Annotated in this window: 16 protein-coding genes; 9 read left to right on the top strand and 7 right to left on the bottom strand. The window is 73.2% G+C overall.

Annotated elements, in window-relative coordinates:
• Positions 1–293: 293 nt before the first annotated feature.
• Together AC5K6T_RS30450 and AC5K6T_RS30445 are read right to left on the bottom strand one after the other, a co-directional pair.
• Complete coding sequence (locus tag AC5K6T_RS30450; protein WP_493214168.1) at positions 294–2,069, bottom strand: stealth family protein; 1,776 nt, start codon at positions 2,067–2,069, stop codon at positions 294–296.
• Positions 2,070–2,081: 12 nt separating this feature from the next.
• Positions 2,082–3,779: a stealth family protein gene (locus tag AC5K6T_RS30445; RefSeq protein WP_493214166.1), complete on the bottom strand. Its 1,698-nt coding sequence runs from the start codon at positions 3,777–3,779 to the stop codon at positions 2,082–2,084.
• A 229-nt stretch (positions 3,780–4,008) separates the two neighbouring features.
• Here AC5K6T_RS30445 and AC5K6T_RS30440 point away from each other — a divergent pair, with 229 nt between their 5' ends.
• Entirely contained in the window at positions 4,009–4,770 is a 762-nt protein-coding gene (locus tag AC5K6T_RS30440; protein ID WP_493214164.1) for a phosphoglyceromutase, read from the top strand.
• Positions 4,771–4,938: 168 nt separating this feature from the next.
• On the opposite strand, the gene AC5K6T_RS30435 is transcribed toward AC5K6T_RS30440, so the two are convergent.
• The 3 genes from AC5K6T_RS30435 to phoU form a co-directional block, all read right to left on the bottom strand.
• Positions 4,939–5,418: a hypothetical protein gene (locus AC5K6T_RS30435; protein ID WP_493214162.1), complete on the bottom strand. Its 480-nt coding sequence runs from the start codon at positions 5,416–5,418 to the stop codon at positions 4,939–4,941.
• A 210-nt stretch (positions 5,419–5,628) separates the two neighbouring features.
• The gene (locus AC5K6T_RS30430; RefSeq protein ID WP_493214161.1) at positions 5,629–5,793 is read right to left on the bottom strand and encodes a hypothetical protein; all 165 of its coding nucleotides are present in this window, start codon (positions 5,791–5,793) and stop codon (positions 5,629–5,631) included.
• A 120-nt stretch (positions 5,794–5,913) separates the two neighbouring features.
• A complete protein-coding gene (gene phoU / locus AC5K6T_RS30425) occupies positions 5,914–6,600 on the bottom strand; it encodes a phosphate signaling complex protein PhoU (RefSeq protein ID WP_493214160.1) in 687 nt (228 codons plus the stop codon).
• A gap of 234 nt (positions 6,601–6,834) precedes the next feature.
• Here phoU and AC5K6T_RS30420 point away from each other — a divergent pair, with 234 nt between their 5' ends.
• Entirely contained in the window at positions 6,835–8,427 is a 1,593-nt protein-coding gene (locus tag AC5K6T_RS30420) for a sensor histidine kinase (RefSeq protein ID WP_493214158.1), read from the top strand.
• Positions 8,424–9,104: a two-component system response regulator PhoP gene (phoP, locus tag AC5K6T_RS30415; protein WP_362754850.1), complete on the top strand. Its 681-nt coding sequence runs from the start codon at positions 8,424–8,426 to the stop codon at positions 9,102–9,104. Before AC5K6T_RS30420 ends, phoP begins: the two co-directional genes overlap by 4 nt.
• A gap of 71 nt (positions 9,105–9,175) precedes the next feature.
• Here the strand turns inward: phoP and AC5K6T_RS30410 are convergent, their stop codons facing one another.
• Positions 9,176–9,820: a copper chaperone PCu(A)C domain-containing protein gene (locus AC5K6T_RS30410; RefSeq protein ID WP_493214156.1), complete on the bottom strand. Its 645-nt coding sequence runs from the start codon at positions 9,818–9,820 to the stop codon at positions 9,176–9,178.
• 872 nt (positions 9,821–10,692) lie between these two features.
• Between AC5K6T_RS30410 and AC5K6T_RS30405 the strand changes: the two genes are divergently transcribed.
• From AC5K6T_RS30405 to AC5K6T_RS30380, 6 genes are all read left to right on the top strand, one after another.
• The gene (locus AC5K6T_RS30405; protein WP_003953493.1) at positions 10,693–11,175 is read left to right on the top strand and encodes a CarD family transcriptional regulator; all 483 of its coding nucleotides are present in this window, start codon (positions 10,693–10,695) and stop codon (positions 11,173–11,175) included.
• Between the two features lie 746 nt (positions 11,176–11,921).
• On the top strand, positions 11,922–12,695 hold the full coding sequence (ispD, locus tag AC5K6T_RS30400; RefSeq protein ID WP_493214155.1) for a 2-C-methyl-D-erythritol 4-phosphate cytidylyltransferase: 774 nt from the start codon (positions 11,922–11,924) through the stop codon (positions 12,693–12,695).
• On the top strand, positions 12,685–13,209 hold the full coding sequence (ispF, locus tag AC5K6T_RS30395; RefSeq protein ID WP_493214153.1) for a 2-C-methyl-D-erythritol 2,4-cyclodiphosphate synthase: 525 nt from the start codon (positions 12,685–12,687) through the stop codon (positions 13,207–13,209). Before ispD ends, ispF begins: the two co-directional genes overlap by 11 nt.
• Before the next feature lie 391 nt (positions 13,210–13,600).
• Positions 13,601–15,016, top strand: coding sequence for a cysteine--tRNA ligase (gene cysS, locus AC5K6T_RS30390; RefSeq protein WP_493214151.1), 1,416 nt, complete (start codon positions 13,601–13,603; stop codon positions 15,014–15,016).
• Positions 15,017–15,137: 121 nt separating this feature from the next.
• A complete protein-coding gene (gene rlmB / locus AC5K6T_RS30385) occupies positions 15,138–16,079 on the top strand; it encodes a 23S rRNA (guanosine(2251)-2'-O)-methyltransferase RlmB (protein WP_493214149.1) in 942 nt (313 codons plus the stop codon).
• A 117-nt stretch (positions 16,080–16,196) separates the two neighbouring features.
• Positions 16,197–17,945 carry a DoxX family protein gene (locus tag AC5K6T_RS30380; RefSeq protein ID WP_493214148.1) on the top strand — a complete coding sequence of 583 codons (1,749 nt, stop codon included), beginning with the start codon at positions 16,197–16,199 and terminating at the stop codon, positions 17,943–17,945.
• An 82-nt stretch (positions 17,946–18,027) separates the two neighbouring features.
• Here the strand turns inward: AC5K6T_RS30380 and AC5K6T_RS30375 are convergent, their stop codons facing one another.
• Positions 18,028–18,759, bottom strand: coding sequence for a nucleotidyltransferase family protein (locus AC5K6T_RS30375; RefSeq protein WP_493214147.1), 732 nt, complete (start codon positions 18,757–18,759; stop codon positions 18,028–18,030).
• Positions 18,760–18,823 lie beyond the last annotated feature (64 nt).

Below are 18,823 nucleotides of genomic sequence, written 5' to 3'. Positions count from 1 at the left end.
GCGGCTGCGGTTGCCGGGACCGTGGGCAGTCCGTGGGCGCGGGAGCCCCTTCCGGCCTCTCCGGCCGGGGAGGTTCAGCACACCGGCCGCGCCGGCCCGGCGTCCCGCACCGGCCGTACGGCGGCACGACCCGGCACCTGCTCCCGCACCGGTTTCCGCCCCGGAAGGCACACGGCACACCGCACACCGCGCAGTGCACACCGCACACCGCGCAGTGCACACCGCGCAGTGCACACCGCGCACCGCACAGTGGCGGCGGCCGCCCTCGTTCAACGGGAGCGGCCGCCGCCGCGTCAGTGCCGCTGCCGGGCCGCCGCCTGCTGGCGCGGCACCCTGCCCCCCGGCGCCCCCGCCCCGCGCTCGAAGCGGCTCGGGAAGGGGTACTTGCGCTCCAGGAACGCGCCGATCGCCCGCTGGGCCGACGCCCGCGCCTGCGGCGGCGTGTCCACGTCGTTCAGGCAGAAGAAGTCGACGTCCTCGCCCGCCGCCAGCCGGGCCAGCCGCTGCTTCATGTCCGGCGAGCCCAGCTGCACGTAGCGGAACAGGTACTCCGCCGGCACGGCCCGCCCGGTCGCGATCGCCCAGTGGTGGTGCAGCGTCGAGGCGGGCGCCACGTCGGAGGTGGAGCGGAACCGGGAGTACGACGTACGCCGCAGCTCCTCGATGCCGAGACTCTCCATCTCCCGCATCACCGACAGCAGCTGCGGATGCGGGGTGTGCAGCGACTTCCGGGTGATCTGCCGCCCGTGGAACCGCCGGATCACCTCGCGGGTGTTCTTGCCCGCCGAGTTCGGCGCGGGCTCCAGCGGATGCGGCGCGCCCACCCCGAGCTTCAGCGGCGAGAACGGGATACGGGCGATGCCACTGCCGTGGAAGAAGTGCTCGGCGCGCACCGGACGGTTGATGAAGACGTCGTCGTTGAAGTACAGGTAGTGGTCCGACAGACCCGCTATGTGGTGCAGGCGGCTCTCGATCGCGTGCGAGTTGAACACCGGCAGCGCGTCCGCCGGGAGGATGTCGCGGTGGTCGACCACCGTCAGCCCCTCCGCCCGGGGGTCCAGCCAGGACGGCACCTGCGCGTCGGTGACCAGGTAGACGTTCCGGACGAAACCGGCGTACATCTCCAGCGAGCGCAGCGCGTACTTCAGCTCGTCGTGGCTGGTGTACCGGGAGTCGCCGGTCTCCCGCGCGGCGATGACGTTCTCGGAGCGCTCCTGGTGCGCGCGGCGCTTGGCGGCCATCGCCGGGTCGTTGCCGTCGACCCACGTGTACACCGCGTCGACCGGGAACAGCACGTCGTCGATGCCCGGCTCGGCGAACGGCGCGAACGTCGGCACCGCACGCCGGTGCCCGAGGGCGGTGGCCGGTTCGCGGGCCGCCTCCGGCACCACCTCGGAGACCGGGTTGCGGCGCGGGGCCACCAGGGCCGTGCCGTACACGTCCTCCAGCCGGTCCCCGGGCACCGTCAGATGGGCGGGCTCCCCGCCGAGGTCCCGGCCCTGCCGCCAGAACTCGATGTCGCAGCCGGCCTCCAGGCCGCTGAGCACCTGCCCGGCCGGCCCGAGCCGGATCAGGCCGGTGCGCAGCACCGGCGCGCGCCGCACTGCCCGCGGCAGCCGGCCGTCGGCCCACAGCACCGCGGCCGGCACGGTGCCGTCGGGGCCGACGGCACCGACGTACGCCGCGGTGTCCGCGAACCGCTGCCGGGCCCGTGCCAGCACCGCCCCGCGGTGCTCCTCCGCGACGCCCACGACCTGCCGGGAGCCGCCGCCGTGCTCGGAGGGGACCAGGAAGTACGGCACACCCGCCGCCTCCAGCAGCGTGCACACCTGCTCCAGGTCGGCCTCCGCGGCGTCCGCGGCGGTGTAGCCGGCGACCGTGGGCCCGTACAGGCGGAGCGGACCGAAGGCCGCCCTGCGCAGTCCGGGCATGGTGCGCCGCAGCCGGCGGCGGGACCGGGACCTGCGCAGCGGCCACAGCCGGGCCGCCAGCCACAGCCGCAGGCGCAGCAGCAGGTCCCGGGCGGCCCGCAGGCCCGCGGAGGCCGGCAGGCGTTCACGTATCTGCATGGCCTCGGCCCGTCAGTTCCGCTTCTCGAAGGGGCTGGGGAAGGGGAAGTAGTCCTCCAGGAAGGCGGCCATACGGGCCTGGACCTGCTCGCGCTCCTCCGGCGCCACGTCCACGTCGTTGAGGCAGAAGAAGTCGAAGCGCCGGTTGGACCGCAGGTCGCTGAGACGCTTGTCGGCGTCCGGGCGGCTGATGTTGACGTACCGGAAGTTGAAGCGGCCCGGCACGCCGCGCCCCGCCATGAGCGCGTAGTTGTACAGCAGCGGCGCGGTCACGGCGATGTCCGTGGGGGAGCGGAAGCGGGACGCCATGGTCCGCTGCACGTCCTCCGCGAACAGCTCCTCGATCTCCTCCAGCGTGCCGCGGTGCTGCGGCAGCGGGGTGTGCATGAAGTTGTTCGTGGTGATCTTGCCGAACTTCTCCAGCAGCAGTGCCCGTACGTTCTTGCTGGCGGAGTTGGTGGCCGTCTCCTCGGCGTGCGGCTTGCCGACACCGATCTTCAGCGGGGACACCGGCACCCTCATCAGGCCGCTGCCGTGGAAGAAGTGCTCCGGGGTGATGCGGCGCCCGGCGAACACGTCGTCGTTGAAGTACAGGTAGTGCTCGGACAGGCCCGGGATGTGGTGCAGCCGGGTCTCGATCGCGTGCGAGTTGAACACCGGCAGGACACCCTCGGGGAAGATGTCGCGGTGGTCGACGACGGTGATGCCGTCCGCGGTGTCGTCCAGCCAGTGCGGCTTCTGCCCGTCGGTGACGATGTAGATGTGCCGGACGAAGTCGGCGTACATCGCGAGCGAGCGCAGCGAGTACTTCAGCTCGTCGTGGCTGGTGTAGCGGGAGGCGTTGGTCTCCTTGTCCAGGATCTCGGCGGTGCCGCGCTCCTGGTACCGGGCCCGCTTCGCCCGCATCTCCGGCTCCTCGCCGTCGACCCAGGTGTAGACGACGTCGACGGGGAAGGTCACCCGGCTCGCGGTGGGCAGGGTGAGCGGGGCGAAGCTGGGCAGCTCCCGCTCGCCGACCCGCACCGTCACCGGCTTCTGCTCGGCGGCCGGCAGCACGTCGGTGAGGCCGTTGTTGCGCGGCGCGACCAGGGACTCGGCGAATATGTCCTGGGACGCCTGCGGCTGCACCTTGGCCAGGCGGCGCTCGCCCTCGTCGGTGGCCAGCAGCTGCCCGCCGTCCTCCCAGAACTCCACGTCGCACGCCAGCTCCGGGCCCGCCAGCAGCTGCCCCTTCGGGCCGAGGTGGTTCTCGCCGATCCGCAGCACCGGGGCGGTGCGCAGCCCGGCGGGCAGGAGGCCGTCCAGGAACATCGCCGGGTGCTTGAGCTGCCCGCCGGGCAGCGGCCGGCCGATGAAGACCGCCTTGTCCGCGTACAGCGACTGCAGCGCGGCGAGGAGCCGGCCGCGGTCCACCGCGTTGACGCCCACGACGTGCCGGGTACGGGCGGTCGGGACGAGAAAGTAGGAGATGTCCTCCTTCTCCAGCGCGGCGACCACCAGGTCGAGGTTGGCCGCGGCCGCACCGGCGGCGGTGAACTCGGTCACCACCCGCCCGTAGAGCTGCTGGCCGCGCACGGCGACCGGCCGCAGCACCGGGTCCGTGTCTGCTGCTCTGCGGCGCCGCCGCATGGTCCGCAGCTGCCAGACCCGCTCAGCGGCCTTCCGCTCGACCCGCGGACGCATCCGCCGCGCAAAGGAACGCACGGTCACGATTCTGTGCTCCTCATCTGAACCGCTACACCTGCGCTGACCGGACAGGTGGACGTGGCAATAGGTTATGGAAGAGTTCACCTTAATTTAGGCGTGAGCCCGATCGCCCCCTCCACCACCCTCCCGACCCCGCGATGGGGCGAAGCCCACACTCACGAGTGGCCCGCGCCCGAGGCCGTCACCGGGCCGCGCCCCTACGGGCCCCAACCCCTTAGGTAGGCTCAAGGCCATGGCCGACGCACCGTACAAGCTGATCCTCCTCCGCCACGGCGAGAGCGAGTGGAACGCGAAGAACCTGTTCACCGGCTGGGTGGACGTCAATCTCAACGAGAAGGGCGAGAAGGAGGCGGTCCGCGGCGGTGAGCTGCTCAAGGACGCCGGCCTGCTGCCCGACGTGGTCCACACCTCCCTCCAGAAGCGCGCCATCCGCACCGCGCAGCTCGCCCTGGAGTCCGCCGACCGCCACTGGATCCCCGTCCAGCGCTCCTGGCGCCTGAACGAGCGCCACTACGGTGCCCTCCAGGGCAAGGACAAGGCGCAGACCCTCGCCGAGTTCGGCGAGGAGCAGTTCATGCTGTGGCGCCGCTCGTACGACACCCCGCCGCCGCCCCTCGAGGACGGCGCCGAGTACTCCCAGTCGGACGACCCGCGCTACGCCTCGATCCCGCCGGAGCTGCGCCCGCGCACGGAGTGCCTGAAGGACGTCGTCGTCCGCATGCTGCCCTACTGGTACGACGGCATCGTCCCGGACCTGCTGGCCGGCCGCACCGTCCTGGTCGCCGCCCACGGCAACTCGCTGCGCGCCCTGGTCAAGCACCTCGACGGCATCTCCGACGCGGAGATCGCGGGCCTGAACATCCCGACGGGCATCCCCCTGTACTACGAGCTCGACGCCGACTTCACCCCCCTCACCCCCGGCGGCCGCTACCTCGACCCGGAGGCCGCGGCAGCCGCCATCGAGGCGGTCAAGAACCAGGGCAAGAAGAAGTAAGGCTTGTGATCATGCCCCTGAGCTGCGCATACGGTGCGGCTCAGGGGTGTTTTCACGGCCTGGGCCGTGATCGGCGCCCCTCGGGTTCCCGGCGGGCGCGTCCGCCGCGTGCGCCGGAGCGGGGTCCGGGGCGCTGCCGTCCGGCAGGCGGCGCGCCGTCACGACGGGTCACCCGGTAGGCGCCGCGTCGGTTCCCATGTCCGTACGCATCGCGTCCCGCGCCGTACGGAGGCCGCGGACCACATCGTCGTCATGAGCGGAACGTGCGGCGTCGTCCCAGCGGAGTCCTTGTCCGACGGCGTCGCGGAGCCGGCGGACGCTGCGGAAGTAGTCCAGGGCCGGCTCGACCACCGTGCTTGGCGCGAACACCTCAAGCTGGTAGCGGAGTTCGTAGCAGCCGGTGAAGACCGCCCGGGCGGCCGTCGCGCGCTCCCCGTCCGCCATCCGGTCGTCGCGGCTGATCCCCCACAGCTCCGCTCGCGCCCTGGTCAGGGCGCTGAGGAACGATCCGTACAGTTCACGCCGGGCCTGTCGCCACTCGGCGACGGCAGCGCGTCTGTCCCGGCGGGACTCGACGAGCCAGGAGGATCCGGTGGCTATGAGGGCTCCCAGCAGAGTCGCGCCCAGCGTCGTCAGTGTCGTCCACATGCCTGCACGGTAGGACCTGCCCCGCCTTCGAGGGGGCGGACCGGAGACCGGACCCACCCGTCGGCCGGCCGCCGGTCACCCGCCCCGGCCTCCGACCCGCCCAGCCGCGCGGCACGGTCGCCCGGACGGAAGAGGGGCGCGGCGAGGCCCCCGGGCCGTGGGTGACTCCGGGGGGCCTCGGGTGGTGCGGTGGATGGTGCTCGGGCGGGGTCAGCCGCACTGGCAGGGGCCGCCCGACTGGCAGCCGCAGCCGCAGCCCGAGCCGCACCCGCAGGCGCCGATCAGCATCAGGTTCCTGGTCTCGGCGGGCTGCTCGGTGGGCCGTTCCTGGGTGGGGTCGGGGGTGCCGCGGGGTGTGCCGGGGGATTCGGACATGGTCCCTCCTAGACGCCGGTGCCTGTGCACATTGCACGCCCGCCGGACCAGTCGCGTCAACGGCGCACGGAGGCTCACCCGCTCCGGCCGCGGCGGACCGGGCCCGCCCCGCCGGATCCGTCAGACGGCGTCCATGCCGGTCGGCTGCACATCGGGCTGCAGCTCGTCGGCGTGCTCACCCGTCACCAGGAACACCACCCGCTTGGCGACCGACACCGCGTGGTCGGCGAACCGCTCGTAGTAGCGACCGAGCAGCGTGACGTCGACGGCGGTCTCGATGCCGTGCTTCCAGCGGTCGTCCATGAGGTGCTGGAAGAGGGTGCGGTGCAGCAGGTCCATCGCGTCGTCGTCCTGCTCCAGCTGCATCGCCAGGTCGATGTCCTTGGTGACGATGACCTCGGCCGCCTTCGCCATCAGGCGCTGCGCGAGCTGGCCCATCTCCAGGATGGTGGCGTGCAGGTCCTGCGGCACCGCCCGCTGGGGGAAGCGCAGCCGGGCCAGCTTCGCCACGTGCTGGGCGAGGTCGCCCGAGCGCTCCAGGTCGGCCGACATGCGCAGCGACGTCACCACGATCCGCAGATCCGTCGCCACCGGCTGCTGCCGGGCCAGCAGGGCTATCGCCCGCGCCTCCAGGTCGTGCTGGAGGTCGTCGACCTTCTTGTCGGCCTCGATGACGTGCTCGGCCAGCTTCAGATCGGCGTCGAGGATCGCCGTCGTGGCGCGCCCGATCGCCGACCCGACCAGCCGGGCCATCTCCACCAGACCGTCGCCGATCGAGTCCAGTTCCTCGTGGTACGCGTCCCGCATCAGGGTTCCCTCTCGTGCGTCTGTCCCAGGGGGCTGCCCGAGGACTCCGGGGCGCCGTGCCCGGGATGCCTCGGGGTTTCGGCCCCTACGGTCCCATGTTCGACCCGGTACGCGTCCGGATCGGCCACCTCGAATGAATCGGCACTGGCTCCAAGGTGAACTCTGGGCGACGAGTGTTCGAGGTCGCACATCGATGGCTGTGGCCACGCCGTCCGGCATGCCTAACCTTGACGCATGGACGTGAACGCGGCGGTCGCCGCAGCAGCTGCGATCGCCGGGGTGCTCACCGGTGTCATCGCCATGCTGGCGTTCCGCTGGAGTGAACGCGACCTGAGCCGGCCCACCCGGACCTCCCTGCACACCGATCCGGTCCTCCCGCCCGGTGTGGACACCGTGCTGTCGGTACTGCGCTCCTCGGCCGTCGTCCTCGACGAGGCCGACGCGGTGGTCAAGGCCAGCTCCGCGGCGTACGCCCTCGGCCTGGTGCGCGGCGGCAGGCTCGCCGTCGAACCCATGCTCCAGATGGCCCGCGACACCCGCCGCGACGGCGAGATACGCCAGGTGGAACTGGACCTGCCCAAGCGCGGCGGCGGCCGGGGCGAGGCCCTCGCGGTCTCCGCCCGGGTCGCGCCGCTCGGCTCCCGCCTGGTTCTGCTGCTGGTGGAGGACCTCACCGAGGCCCGCCGCATAGAGGCGGTCCGGCGGGACTTCGTCGCCAACGTCAGCCACGAGCTGAAGACCCCGGTCGGCGCGCTCTCCCTGCTCTCCGAGGCCGTCATGGACGCCTCCGACGACCCCGAGGCCGTGCAGCGCTTCGCGGGCCGGATGCAGATCGAGGCGACCCGGCTGACCAACCTGGTCCAGGAGCTGATCGACCTCTCCCGGGTGCAGAACGACGACCCGCTCGACGACGCCGAGCCGGTCCGGATCGACGAACTGGTCGCCGAGGCCATCGACCGCTGCCGCCACCAGGCGGGCACCAAGCAGATCACCATGGCCGCCGGAGGCCACGCCGACCTGCACGTGTGGGGTCACCGGGGCCAGCTCGCGGCCGCCCTCGGCAACCTCGTGGAGAACGCCGTCAACTACTCGCCCGCCCGGACCCGCGTCGGCATCGCCGCCCGCCGCGTGCCCGGGAACGGCGGCGACCTCATCGAGATCGCCGTCACCGACCAGGGCATCGGCATATCCGACAAGGACAAGGAGCGCATCTTCGAGCGCTTCTACCGCGTCGACCCCGCCCGCTCCCGCGCCACCGGCGGTACGGGCCTGGGGCTGGCGATCGTCAAGCACGTGGCCGCCTCGCACGGCGGGGAGGTCACGGTGTGGAGCTCGGAGGGACAGGGCTCCACGTTCACCCTGCGGCTGCCGGAAGCGGGCGCCGCCCGCGACCGCGCGCACCAGCACCCCTCCCTCGACGACGAGGACGAGGACGATGCGGCGGACCACTTCGGCCATCCGGCCCGCACCGCGTCCGCGCCCGCCCCGCCGGCGGCACCCTCCGCCGCGTCAGGCCCGTCCGCTCCGCCCGACCCACCGGCCTCGCGGGGCTCGTCGGCCGCCGCTCCCGCAGCAGGCCCGCCCTCTCATCCGCCGTCCGCCTCCTCACCGGCTTCCCCGTCGTCCCTGTCCTCACCGGCTCCCCCGTCCTCACCGGGTCCACCGGGTCCACCGGGTTCCCCGTCGTCCCTTTCTGCTTCTGCTTCTGCTTCTGCGTCTTCGTCTTCGGCTTCGTCTTCGTCTTCGTCGTCTTCGCCGTCGCTGTCTTCCCCTTCCCCCGAGTCAACCGCGTACCAGACGCTTTCCGCCCCGGAGGTCCTTCCGTGACCCGAGTGCTCGTCGTCGAGGACGAGGAGTCCTTCTCCGACGCCCTGTCGTACATGCTCCGCAAGGAGGGCTTCGAGGTCGCCGTGGCGACCACCGGCCCCGACGGACTCGACGAGTTCGAGCGCAACGGCGCCGACCTCGTCCTCCTCGACCTGATGCTGCCCGGCCTGCCGGGCACCGAGGTGTGCCGCCAGCTGCGCGGCCGCTCCAACGTCCCCGTCATCATGGTGACGGCCAAGGACAGCGAGATCGACAAGGTCGTCGGCCTGGAGATAGGAGCCGACGACTACGTCACCAAGCCCTTCTCCTCCCGCGAGCTCGTCGCCCGCATCCGGGCCGTGCTGCGCCGCCGCGGTGAGCCGGAGGAGGTCGCCCCCGCGGCCCTGGAGGCGGGCCCGGTCCGGATGGACGTCGACCGCCACGTGGTCACCGTCGCCGGCTCCAAGGTCGACCTGCCGCTGAAGGAGTTCGACCTGCTGGAGATGCTGCTGCGCAACGCGGGCCGGGTACTGACCCGGATGCAGCTCATCGACCGGGTCTGGGGAGCCGACTACGTCGGCGACACCAAGACCCTCGACGTCCACGTCAAGCGCCTGCGCGCCAAGATCGAGCCGGACCCGGGCGCCCCGCGCTACCTGGTGACGGTGCGCGGCCTCGGCTACAAGTTCGAGCCGTAGACCGCGGCCGTACGCCGAGACGCCGAAGGGCGGGACCTCCCGGGAGGTCCCGCCCTTCGGCGCAGGCCCGGTCAGCTCTCGGCGGCACCCGGCTCGCCGGCCGACGCGGAGGCGGACTCCTCACCGGCGGGCCGGTCCCCGGCGGACTCCGACGCGCCCGCGGCGGGCTCCTCCGACGCGGGGGCGGTGCTCTCCGGCGCGGCCGGGACGTCACTGGGGCCCCAGGAGGAGAAGTAGCTCTGCGCCGGGACGACGAACGCGCTCAGGACGACGTCGCCGGTCTCGCTGAAGGCGAAGGTGACCTTCTGGACGGCGCCGTCCTCCAGGGCCGAGCCGTTGCTCAGCATCGCGGAGGCGTTGCCGTCGCCGCCGACGACGACGGAACCGCCGGCCGGCACGGTCAGCGGGCCGCTGCCCCCGGCGGGCTTGACCTCGGCGGCGCCGACCCCGTCCACGGTGATCGAGTCCACCGTCTGCGGCCGGTCGCCGGAGTTGAAGAGGGTGGCGGAGACCGCGGCCGGGCCCTCGGAGGTGGTCCCGGGCTGGACGATCACCACCGCGTTCTGGACCTTGATGTCCCCGACCGAGGTGGCCGCGTTGTCCGGCCTGACCCCGAGGGTCTGCGCGTTGTTGCCGGCACCGCAGGCGGCAAGCGAGGCGACGGAGAAGGCGATGACCGAGGCGGCGAGGGCGCCGCGTCGAAGGCTGCTGCTCACGGCGGCGGCAACTCCTTGAACGCAGGGGCGGCTCTCCTGAATAAAGCCGCTCTAAGTGTCTGTCAGCGGCCCCAGGCTACCGAGCCGCTCCCCGGTCCCCGCACCCGACCCTCCTCCCGGCCCGTCGCATCGCTCGGCGGGGGGTACGGCAGGCCGCCCGGCGACCCGTGGGAGGACCCGGGCGAGCCGCGGGAGGACCCGGGCGAGCCGCGCGGCCGCCGCCTCCCGGGCGGCGGCGAGCCGGCCGTGGCGGCCCGCGAGGTCACCGGCGGATCACTCGGCCGGGCTCCGAAAGCGACCGGTGGCTCATCCGAAAGTGACCGGTGAGTCACTTGGGCGGCATCCGCCCCGGATCCGCAGCACGTCTGCTCGGCATCCCCCTGACATCCCCCTGACATCCCCCTGACATCCCCCTGATCATCCTCCCTGACATCCCCCCGGCACCCGGCCGGCATTCGCGCAATCGCGCACCGCAATGCCCGGCGATCAGCCCGCAAATTTTCCGTGAAGGAATGTGTCACGGCCCCGGAATTGATCACTGGGGCCGGGCCGGACCGCCGGGCCGGTCAATTCCCGGATTCGTCTCGTACCTGCCGCGTCACACCGAACGGAGTAGCGGAAGTCGATCACTTGGAAGCGGACAAATCGGGATGTTCTCTCGCGTGGAGAGGGCTCCCAGGCCGCGTAACGTGCTCGTTTCGTCCTGTACGGAGAGTGGCCCCCACCTGCGAATACCTCGTTCCGCGCCCCCGGCGAAGCACGTCCGTGTCGCTGTTGTCAAGCCCCGAGATATGCCCTGACCTGCGAAAACGCCATTCAGAAGACGCCGTATCCGTGTTACCCTGGATAGCCACGGAAGGGGTACCTGTCACATGACGTTCAAGGTTGGCGACACCGTGGTCTATCCCCATCACGGGGCCGCGCTGATCGAGGCCATCGAAACTCGCCAGATCAAAGGCGTGGACAAGACCTACTTGGTGCTGAAGGTCGCCCAGGGTGACCTGACGGTACGTGTGCCAGCGGACAATGCGGAGTTCGTCGGCGTGCGTGATGTGGTCGGGCAGGACGGGCTCGACCGGGTCTTCGAGGTGCTCCGCGCGCCGTACGCCGAGGAGCCCACGAACTGGTCCCGTCGCTACAAGGCGAACCTGGAGAAGCTCGCCTCCGGCGATGTCATCAAGGTCGCGGAGGTCGTGCGCGACCTGTGGCGTCGTGAGCGCGAGCGCGGACTCTCCGCCGGTGAGAAGCGCATGCTCGCCAAGGCCCGCCAGATCCTGGTGAGCGAGCTCGCGCTCGCGGAGAACACCAACGAGGACAAGGCCGAAGCCCTGCTCGACGAGGTTCTCGCCTCCTGAGGCGGCGCGAGCCCCGTTGACCCGGGCGCGAGTCCGGTCAGTCCAGCACACCGACCTGCCGCGGTGCCCCTGACACGTCTGCTGTCGCCGGGCACTGCGGCACAGTCGTACGCGGAACCGGTTCTGGAGACCGTGCCCCCTGAGAGCCCCCGGAGACCCCTGAGAGCCCCCGGAGAGCTCCGCAGAGTCCCAGGACACCGCGGGGCGCCGGACGCGGGCCTGGCCGGACGCGGGCGAGCGGATCCGGCGCGGCCCGGACTCACGCGTGGCCTGCGCCCGGCCCGGGCACACCCGCGTCGGACGCCCCGGACGACCGCCCCGCGGACGACCGCCCGCACGATCCGGCCGTACGGCGTGCTCCCGGCGGTGCGGCCGGCGATCAGGCCGCAGGGACGCGGCCCGGCCGCCCGGCGCGACCCGCGGGCACGCGCCCTCGCCGGGCACGGCCCGCCGCACACGCACACCTGCCGTCCGTCCCCGGACAGCCGCTCGCGCCGGACGGGTGCCGCCGTGCGCGGAGCACTGCGCGGAGCACCGGCGGACACGCGGTGCGGATGCCGGGTACGCCGATGCCGTACGCCGGAACGCCCCCGGTACTGTGCGGGCCCGGGACACCGACTCGACCGGGGTCACGGAAGGGGCCGGTCGACCCTGTGCCCAGCAGGCACCGCCGCCCGGCTCCAGGAGCCGGGGTACCCCCAGGCCATACCCACCCAGGCCGAGCACACAAACCTTGACAGGAACCGATGTCTGACGATTCGCGCCCCTCGCCCTCGGACACCGCCGCCGAGGCCCGCTCGGCCCGTACCGCCGCCGTCATCCCGGCCGCCGGCCGGGGCGTGCGCCTCGGGCCGGGCGCCCCCAAAGCGCTCCGCGCGCTGAACGGCACCCCGATGCTCATCCACGCCGTCCGCGCGCTCGCCGCCTCCCGCTCGGTCTCCCTCGTGGTGGTCGTCGCCCCGCCGGACGGCACCGCCGAGGTGAGGTCGATGCTCGACGCGCACGCGCTGCCCGAGCGCACCGACTTCCTCGTCGTCCCCGGCGGCGACTCCCGCCAGGAGTCCGTCCGGGCCGGCCTCGACGCGCTGCCGCCCGGCCACGACATCGTCCTCGTGCACGACGCCGCCCGCCCGCTGGTCCCGGTCGACACCGTGGACGCCGTCATCGACGCGGTCCGCGACGGCGCTCCCGCCGTGGTGCCCGCCCTGCCGCTCGCCGACACCGTCAAGGAGGTCGAGCCGGCGGCCGTCCCCGGCGTCCCCGAGCCCGTCCTCGCCACCCCCGACAGGGCCCGGCTGCGCGCCGTACAGACCCCGCAGGGCTTCGACCGCGCCACCCTCGTACGCGCCCACCAGACGGTCACCGACCTCGTCACCGACGACGCCGGCATGGCCGAGCGGCTCGGCGTCCCCGTCGTGGTCGTCCCCGGCCACGAGGAGGCCTTCAAGGTCACCCGTCCCCTCGATCTCGTCCTCGCCGAGGCGGTCCTGGCCCGCAGGAGGCTCAACGATGGCTTCTGACCCGACCGGCCCCGCCGCGCCCCAGGGCACCTCCCTGCTGCCGCAGGTCGGCATCGGCACCGACATCCACGCCTTCGAGGAGGGCCGGGAGCTGTGGTGCGCCGGCCTGAGGTGGGAGGGCGAGGGGCCCGGCCTCGCCGGGCACTCCGACGCCGACGTCGTCGCGCACGCCGCCTGCAACGCCCTCTTCTCCGCGGCCGGACTCGGCGACCTCGGACAGCACTTCGGCACCGGCCGCCCCGAGTGGTCCGGCGCCTCGGGGGTCACCCTGCTCACCGAGGCGGCCCGCATCGTACGCGCCGAAGGCTTCGTGATCGGCAACATCGCGGTGCAGGTCGTCGGCCCCCGGCCGAAGATCGGCAAGCGGCGCGACGAGGCACAGGAGATCCTCTCGGCGGCGGCCGGCGCCCCGGTGTCGGTGTCCGGTGCCACCACGGACGGCCTCGGCTTCCCCGGCCGCGGAGAGGGACTGATGGCGGTGGCGACGGCCCTGGTGGCGCGCACCGGCCGGTGAGGCCGAGGCGGTGCCGCCCGCCGCGGCGGGCACCGGTGCCGGGCCGGGCGCCGCCGGGAGTGCCGGTCCGGCGCCGTCCGGACGTGGAGCCGTCGAGGCCGGTCGCGCGGTTCCCCCGCGCCCCTTCCGGGCGCCGCCGGACCGCGGGGGAGCGCGCCCGGGCCGCTCGGGCGCTGCCCGTGGAGGCGGGCACCGGCGCCGGCGGGGGTGCCGTCCGACGGGGCGTACGGCGCCACGGGCCCGTGGCACGCGCCCGGACGGCCGTGGCACGCGCCCGGACGGCGGGTCACCCGGCGCCGTGCCGCGCCCGGCGGTGCGGGCGCAGCCGTGGTTGTCCACAGATGTCCACAACCGTGCGGAGGCACGGCACCGGGACCACTACTCTGGTGCCGTGACTATTCGCCTGTACGACACCAGCGCCCGGCAGATCCGTGACTTCACCCCGCTCGCACCGGGCTGTGTCTCGATCTACCTCTGCGGCGCCACCGTGCAGGCGGCCCCGCACATCGGGCACATCCGCTCCGGTCTGAACTTCGACATCATGCGCCGCTGGTTCGCCTACCGCGGCTACCACGTCACGTTCATCCGCAACGTGACCGACATCGACGACAAGATCATCACCAAGTCGGCGGACCAGGGCCGTCCCTGGTGGGCGATCGGCTACGAGAACGAGCGCGCCTTCGACGCCGGCTACACCGCCCTCGGCTGCCTGCCCCCCAGCTACGAGCCCCGCGCCACCGGCCACATCACCGAGATGGTCGAGATGATGCTCGGCCTCATCGAGCGCGGCCACGCCTACGAGGCCGACGGCAACGTCTACTTCGACGTGAAGTCCTTCCCCGGCTACCTCGGCCTGTCCAACCAGGAGCTGGACAACCTCCTCCAGCCCTCCGCCGAGGGCGAGACCGGCAAGCGCGACCCGCGCGACTTCGCGATGTGGAAGGCCGCCAAGCCCGGCGAGCCGAGCTGGGAGACGCCGTGGGGCCGCGGCCGCCCCGGCTGGCACCTGGAGTGCTCGGCCATGGCCCACAAGTACCTGGGCACCGCGTTCGACATCCACGGCGGCGGCCTGGACCTGATCTTCCCGCACCACGAGAACGAGATCGCCCAGGCCAAGGCGTACGGCGACGAGTTCGCCCGGTACTGGGTGCACAACGCCTGGGTCACCATGAGCGGCGAGAAGATGTCCAAGTCGCTCGGCAACAGCGTGCTGGTGTCCGAGATGGTCAAGCAGTGGCGTCCGATCGTGCTGCGGTACTACCTCGGCACCCCGCACTACCGCTCCATGATCGAGTACAGCGAGGAGGCGCTGCGCGAGGCCGAGGCCGCCTTCGACCGGATCGAGGGCTTCGCGCTGCGGGTGGCCGAGCTGGCCGGAGGGCCGGTCGAGCCCGCGACCGAGGTGCCCGTCGCGTTCGCCGAGGCGATGGACGACGACCTCGGGGTGCCGCAGGCCCTCGCGATCGTGCACACCACCGTCCGGCAGGGCAACAGCGCCCTCGCCGCCGACGACAAGGAAGCCGCCGTCGCCCGTCTCGCCGAGGTCCGCGCCATGCTCGGCGTGCTCGGCCTCGACCCGCTCGACCCGCACTGGGCGGCCGGCACCGGCCGGGGCGGGGCCGGCCTCGGCGCGGACGCGCACGGCGTGGTCGACAGCCTGGTCCGCATGGTGCTGGAGCAGCGCGAGGCGGCCCGCGCCCGCAAGGACTGGGCCACCGCCGACGCCCTGCGCGACCAGCTGAACCGGTCCGGCCTCGTCGTCGAGGACAGCCCGCAGGGCCCGCGCTGGAGCATCGTCCGGCGCTGAGGCACCACCCGCGAGTGTGCCGCCCGCCCGCGCGGGCGGCACACTGGCACTGACGCAGACATCCCGCAGTACGCACACACAGACGTCCAGCACCACGACACGTACGACAGACAGGTAGGTCATGGCCGCGAACAACCGCCGCATGTCCGGCAAGAAGGGCGCGCAGGTCGGCAGCGGCGGCAAGCGGCGCCGGGCCCTGGAGGGCAAGGGGCCCACGCCCCCCGCCGAGATGCGCAAGGGCCACGCCAAGCAGCGCATCGCGCAGGCCAAGGCGCGCCGCACCCAGCAGGGGCGCCCGCAGCGCCGGGGCGGCGGCCGCTCGTCCTCGGAGCTGGTCGTCGGACGCAACCCGGTCGTGGAGGCGCTGCGCGAGGGGGTGCCCGCCAACACGCTCTACGTCCAGCAGTTCATCGACAACGACGAGCGGGTGCGCGAGGCGCTGCAGCTCGCGGCCGACCGCGGCGGCATCAACCTCATGGAGGCGCCCCGCCCCGAACTGGACCGCATGACGAACGGCCTCAACCACCAGGGCCTGGTGCTCCAGGTCCCACCGTACGAGTACGCGCACCCCGAGGACCTCCTCGACGCCGCCGCCGACGAGGGCGCCGACCCGCTGATCGTCGCGCTCGACGGGGTCACCGACCCGCGCAACCTCGGTGCCGTCGTCCGGTCGGTGTCCGCGTTCGGCGGGCACGGCGTGGTGGTGCCCGAGCGCCGCGCGGCCGGTATGACCGCCGGTGCGTGGAAGACGTCCGCGGGCACGGCCGCCCGCACTCCGGTCGCCCGCGCGACGAACCTGACCCGGGCCCTGGAGTCGTACCGGAAGGCCGGTGTCACGGTGGTCGGCCTGGCCGCCGACGGCGAGGCAGAACTGGGCGCGCTGGACGCGCTGGAGGGTCCGGTCGTGGTCGTGGTCGGCAGCGAGGGCAAGGGCCTGTCCCGGCTGGTCGGCGAGACCTGCGACGTGCGGGTGCGGATCCCGATGCCGGGCGGCGCCGAGTCGCTGAACGCCGGTGTGGCCGCGGGCATCGTGCTGTACGAGGCGGCGCGCCGACGGGCCTGAACACACGTCCACGGGACCACCCGGACGGGGTAATCCCGGCGCTCAGGGCAAGCTTGACGGGGTCCGGACAGATCCAGCAGGTCAAAGCAGTGTCCTAAGCACACGTCACTCGGTTAGATGAGTGTGGACACCAGAACACCCCGCACACCCTCGGGAGACGGCGCGTCGGGATTCGACGACACTCCCGCGCTGAGCATGGTGAAGGTGCCGAGCGATCCGGCGCAGATCATCGTCAACCATGCGAGCTTCCGCGTGCAGTTGGGCGCCTCCTCGCGCCGCTCCCCCTCCGCGCGGGTCGCACGGCACCTGGGCGCCGGCGAGGACACCGCCCGCATCCCCGTCGTCACCTCGGCGGGAGCGGCGGGTGCGGCGGCCCGGTCCGGCGGCGCCCGCCGACGGCCCGTCGTCTGGAGCGGGCGCTCCGCGCCCGACGACACCGGTGCGCACCGCCTCCTGCAGGCGGTGCGCACCGCGGGCGTCCGCCCCGCCGAGGAGCCCGCCGACGCCGGAGCCACCCAGGTCATCCCGCGCGTCGACGTGGGCGGCCCGGGCTACGACGCCGTCCACGACGCGCTCGACCAGACCGTCGAGACCCCCGTCGTCGGCGCCCAGCGCACCCCGGACGGCGCCGGTCAGCGGCTGCTGCCGCAGATGCGGACCGTGGGCAGCACCTACGACGAGCCGGGCTACCCGGACCACCCGGACCACCCGGACCACGCGGGCTACCCGGACCACGCGGGCTACCCGGACGACGACCGGTTCGGCCTCGACCGGGGCCACGGCTACGACGGCACCGGCCCGGACGGTTCCGGGCGGACCGCCGGCCGGCCCGGCGACGACCCCGCGCGGCACGCCTACTACCCGGGCCGCCGGATGAACCTCGGCGTCGTCCTGCTCCCGCTGCGCATCTTCCTCGGCTTCATCTCCATCTACGCCGGCATGGGCAAGCTGTGCGACCCCGTCTACTTCGACGGCGGCAAGCGCGGCTCCATGGTGAAGTGGCTCAACACCCTGCACCCGTGGGAAGTCGCCGAGCCGCTGCGCCAGTTCGCCCTCGAACACCCCGTCGGCTCCGGCCTCGTCATCGCCTTCCTCCAGGTCATCGTGGGCGTCCTCACGGTCCTGGGGTGCTGGCAGCGGGTCGCGGCCGTGGTCGGAGCGCTGCTGTCGGCCGCGCTGCTCGTCACCGTCAGCTGGAAGAGCGTCCCCGCCTACGACACCCCCGACATCATCTACCTGGCCGCCTGGTCACCGCTGGTCATCGCGGGTGCCCCGGTCTACTCCGTCGACGGGCGCCTCGCCGGTTCGGCCTGGCGCCGGCTCGGTCCGCGCTCCGACATCTGGGAGCTGCGCCGCTGGGTGCTGCGGCGCGGCGCCCTCGTCACCGCCATCGTCGTAGGGCTCACCCTGCTCCTCGGCTCGCTGCTCGGCGGCGCGGTCCGGGACGCCGACCGGATCGTCGTGCCCGGCCCAGGCGACACGCCCCGCAACGAGCTCCCCGGTTCGCCTCTGCCGCAGGAGCCGGGCCGGAGCAGCGCCCGGGAGAGCGGCAGCAGCAGCCCGTCGGCCGCCGCGACACCCAGCCAGGACGCCACCTCGGCGGCGCCGGCCGCGGGCACGGCGACCACACCGGGCGCAACGAGGGACACCTCCACGGGCAGCTCCCCGAGCCAGACGCAGGGCACGGTCGGCGAGGCCCCGCCGCAGCAGAGCTCGCCGGTCCAGCAGCAGCCGCCGAGCACCAGCTCCGGACCGAGCTCCGGCGGCGCCACCTCCTCCGGCGCCACGTCCTCCGGCGGCACCGGCTCCGGCGGTGAACCGACCGCCGAGCAGCCGCCCGGCCTCGTGGGCGGTCTCCTGGGCTGAGCCGGACGACCGCCGGACACGGCGACGGGGTCCCGCCGAGCAGAAGGGCGGGACCCCGTCGCCGTATGCGTGGGTGCGGCTGTCAGCGGCCCAGTGCGGCCAGTTCCTTCGCGGCCTCGGTGAGGTCCTTGGCGGTGTCGATGGCCCGCCAGTAGGAGCCCTGGGGCAGCGGGAAGCCCGCCAGGCGGCGCTCCCGGGCCAGGTGCGGGAACGTGGTGCGCTCGTGGTCGCCGCGCTCGGGCAGCAGGCCGGCGAACGCCGGGGAGAAGACGTAGACGCCCGCGTTGATCTCGAACGTGGACGGCGGCGCCTCGATGAAGTCCGTGATGTGGCCGAAGCCGTCGGTCTGGACGGCGCCCCACGGGAGGCGCGGACGGGCCAGGGCGAGCGTGGCTATGGCGTCGCGCTCGGTGTGGAAGTCGGCCATGTCCCGCAGTGAGAAGCGGGTCCAGATGTCGCCGTTGGTGGCGTACCACGGCCGGTCCGGGTGGGGCAGGTGCGCGGCGGCGAACTTCAGCCCGCCGCCCCGGCCGAGCGGCTCGGTCTCCACGACCGTGGCCACGTTCAGCGGAAGCGCGGCGGTGTGCAGCCACTCCTGGAGCACCTCGGCCAGGTGCCCGCAGCTGACCACCACGTCGGTGACGCCCTCCTCGGCGAGCCAGGCGAGCTGATGGCCGATGATCGGCGTGCCGGTGCCGGGGATCTCGACCATCGGCTTGGGACGGTCGTCGGTGTACGGGCGCAGGCGCGAGCCCTGGCCGCCGGCCAGGATGACGGCCTGGGTGGGGCGCGCGATGGCGTGCGGGTCGGTCATGCCCCGCACTGTACGCGTACGGGTGTACGGGGCACGGGGCGCCCGCCGCACCCGCCGGACCGGG

This window comes from Streptomyces sp. B8-7, assembly GCF_058833805.1.
Note: the sequence above shows the minus strand (reverse complement) of the source record. Positions and strands in the feature narration are given on the sequence as shown.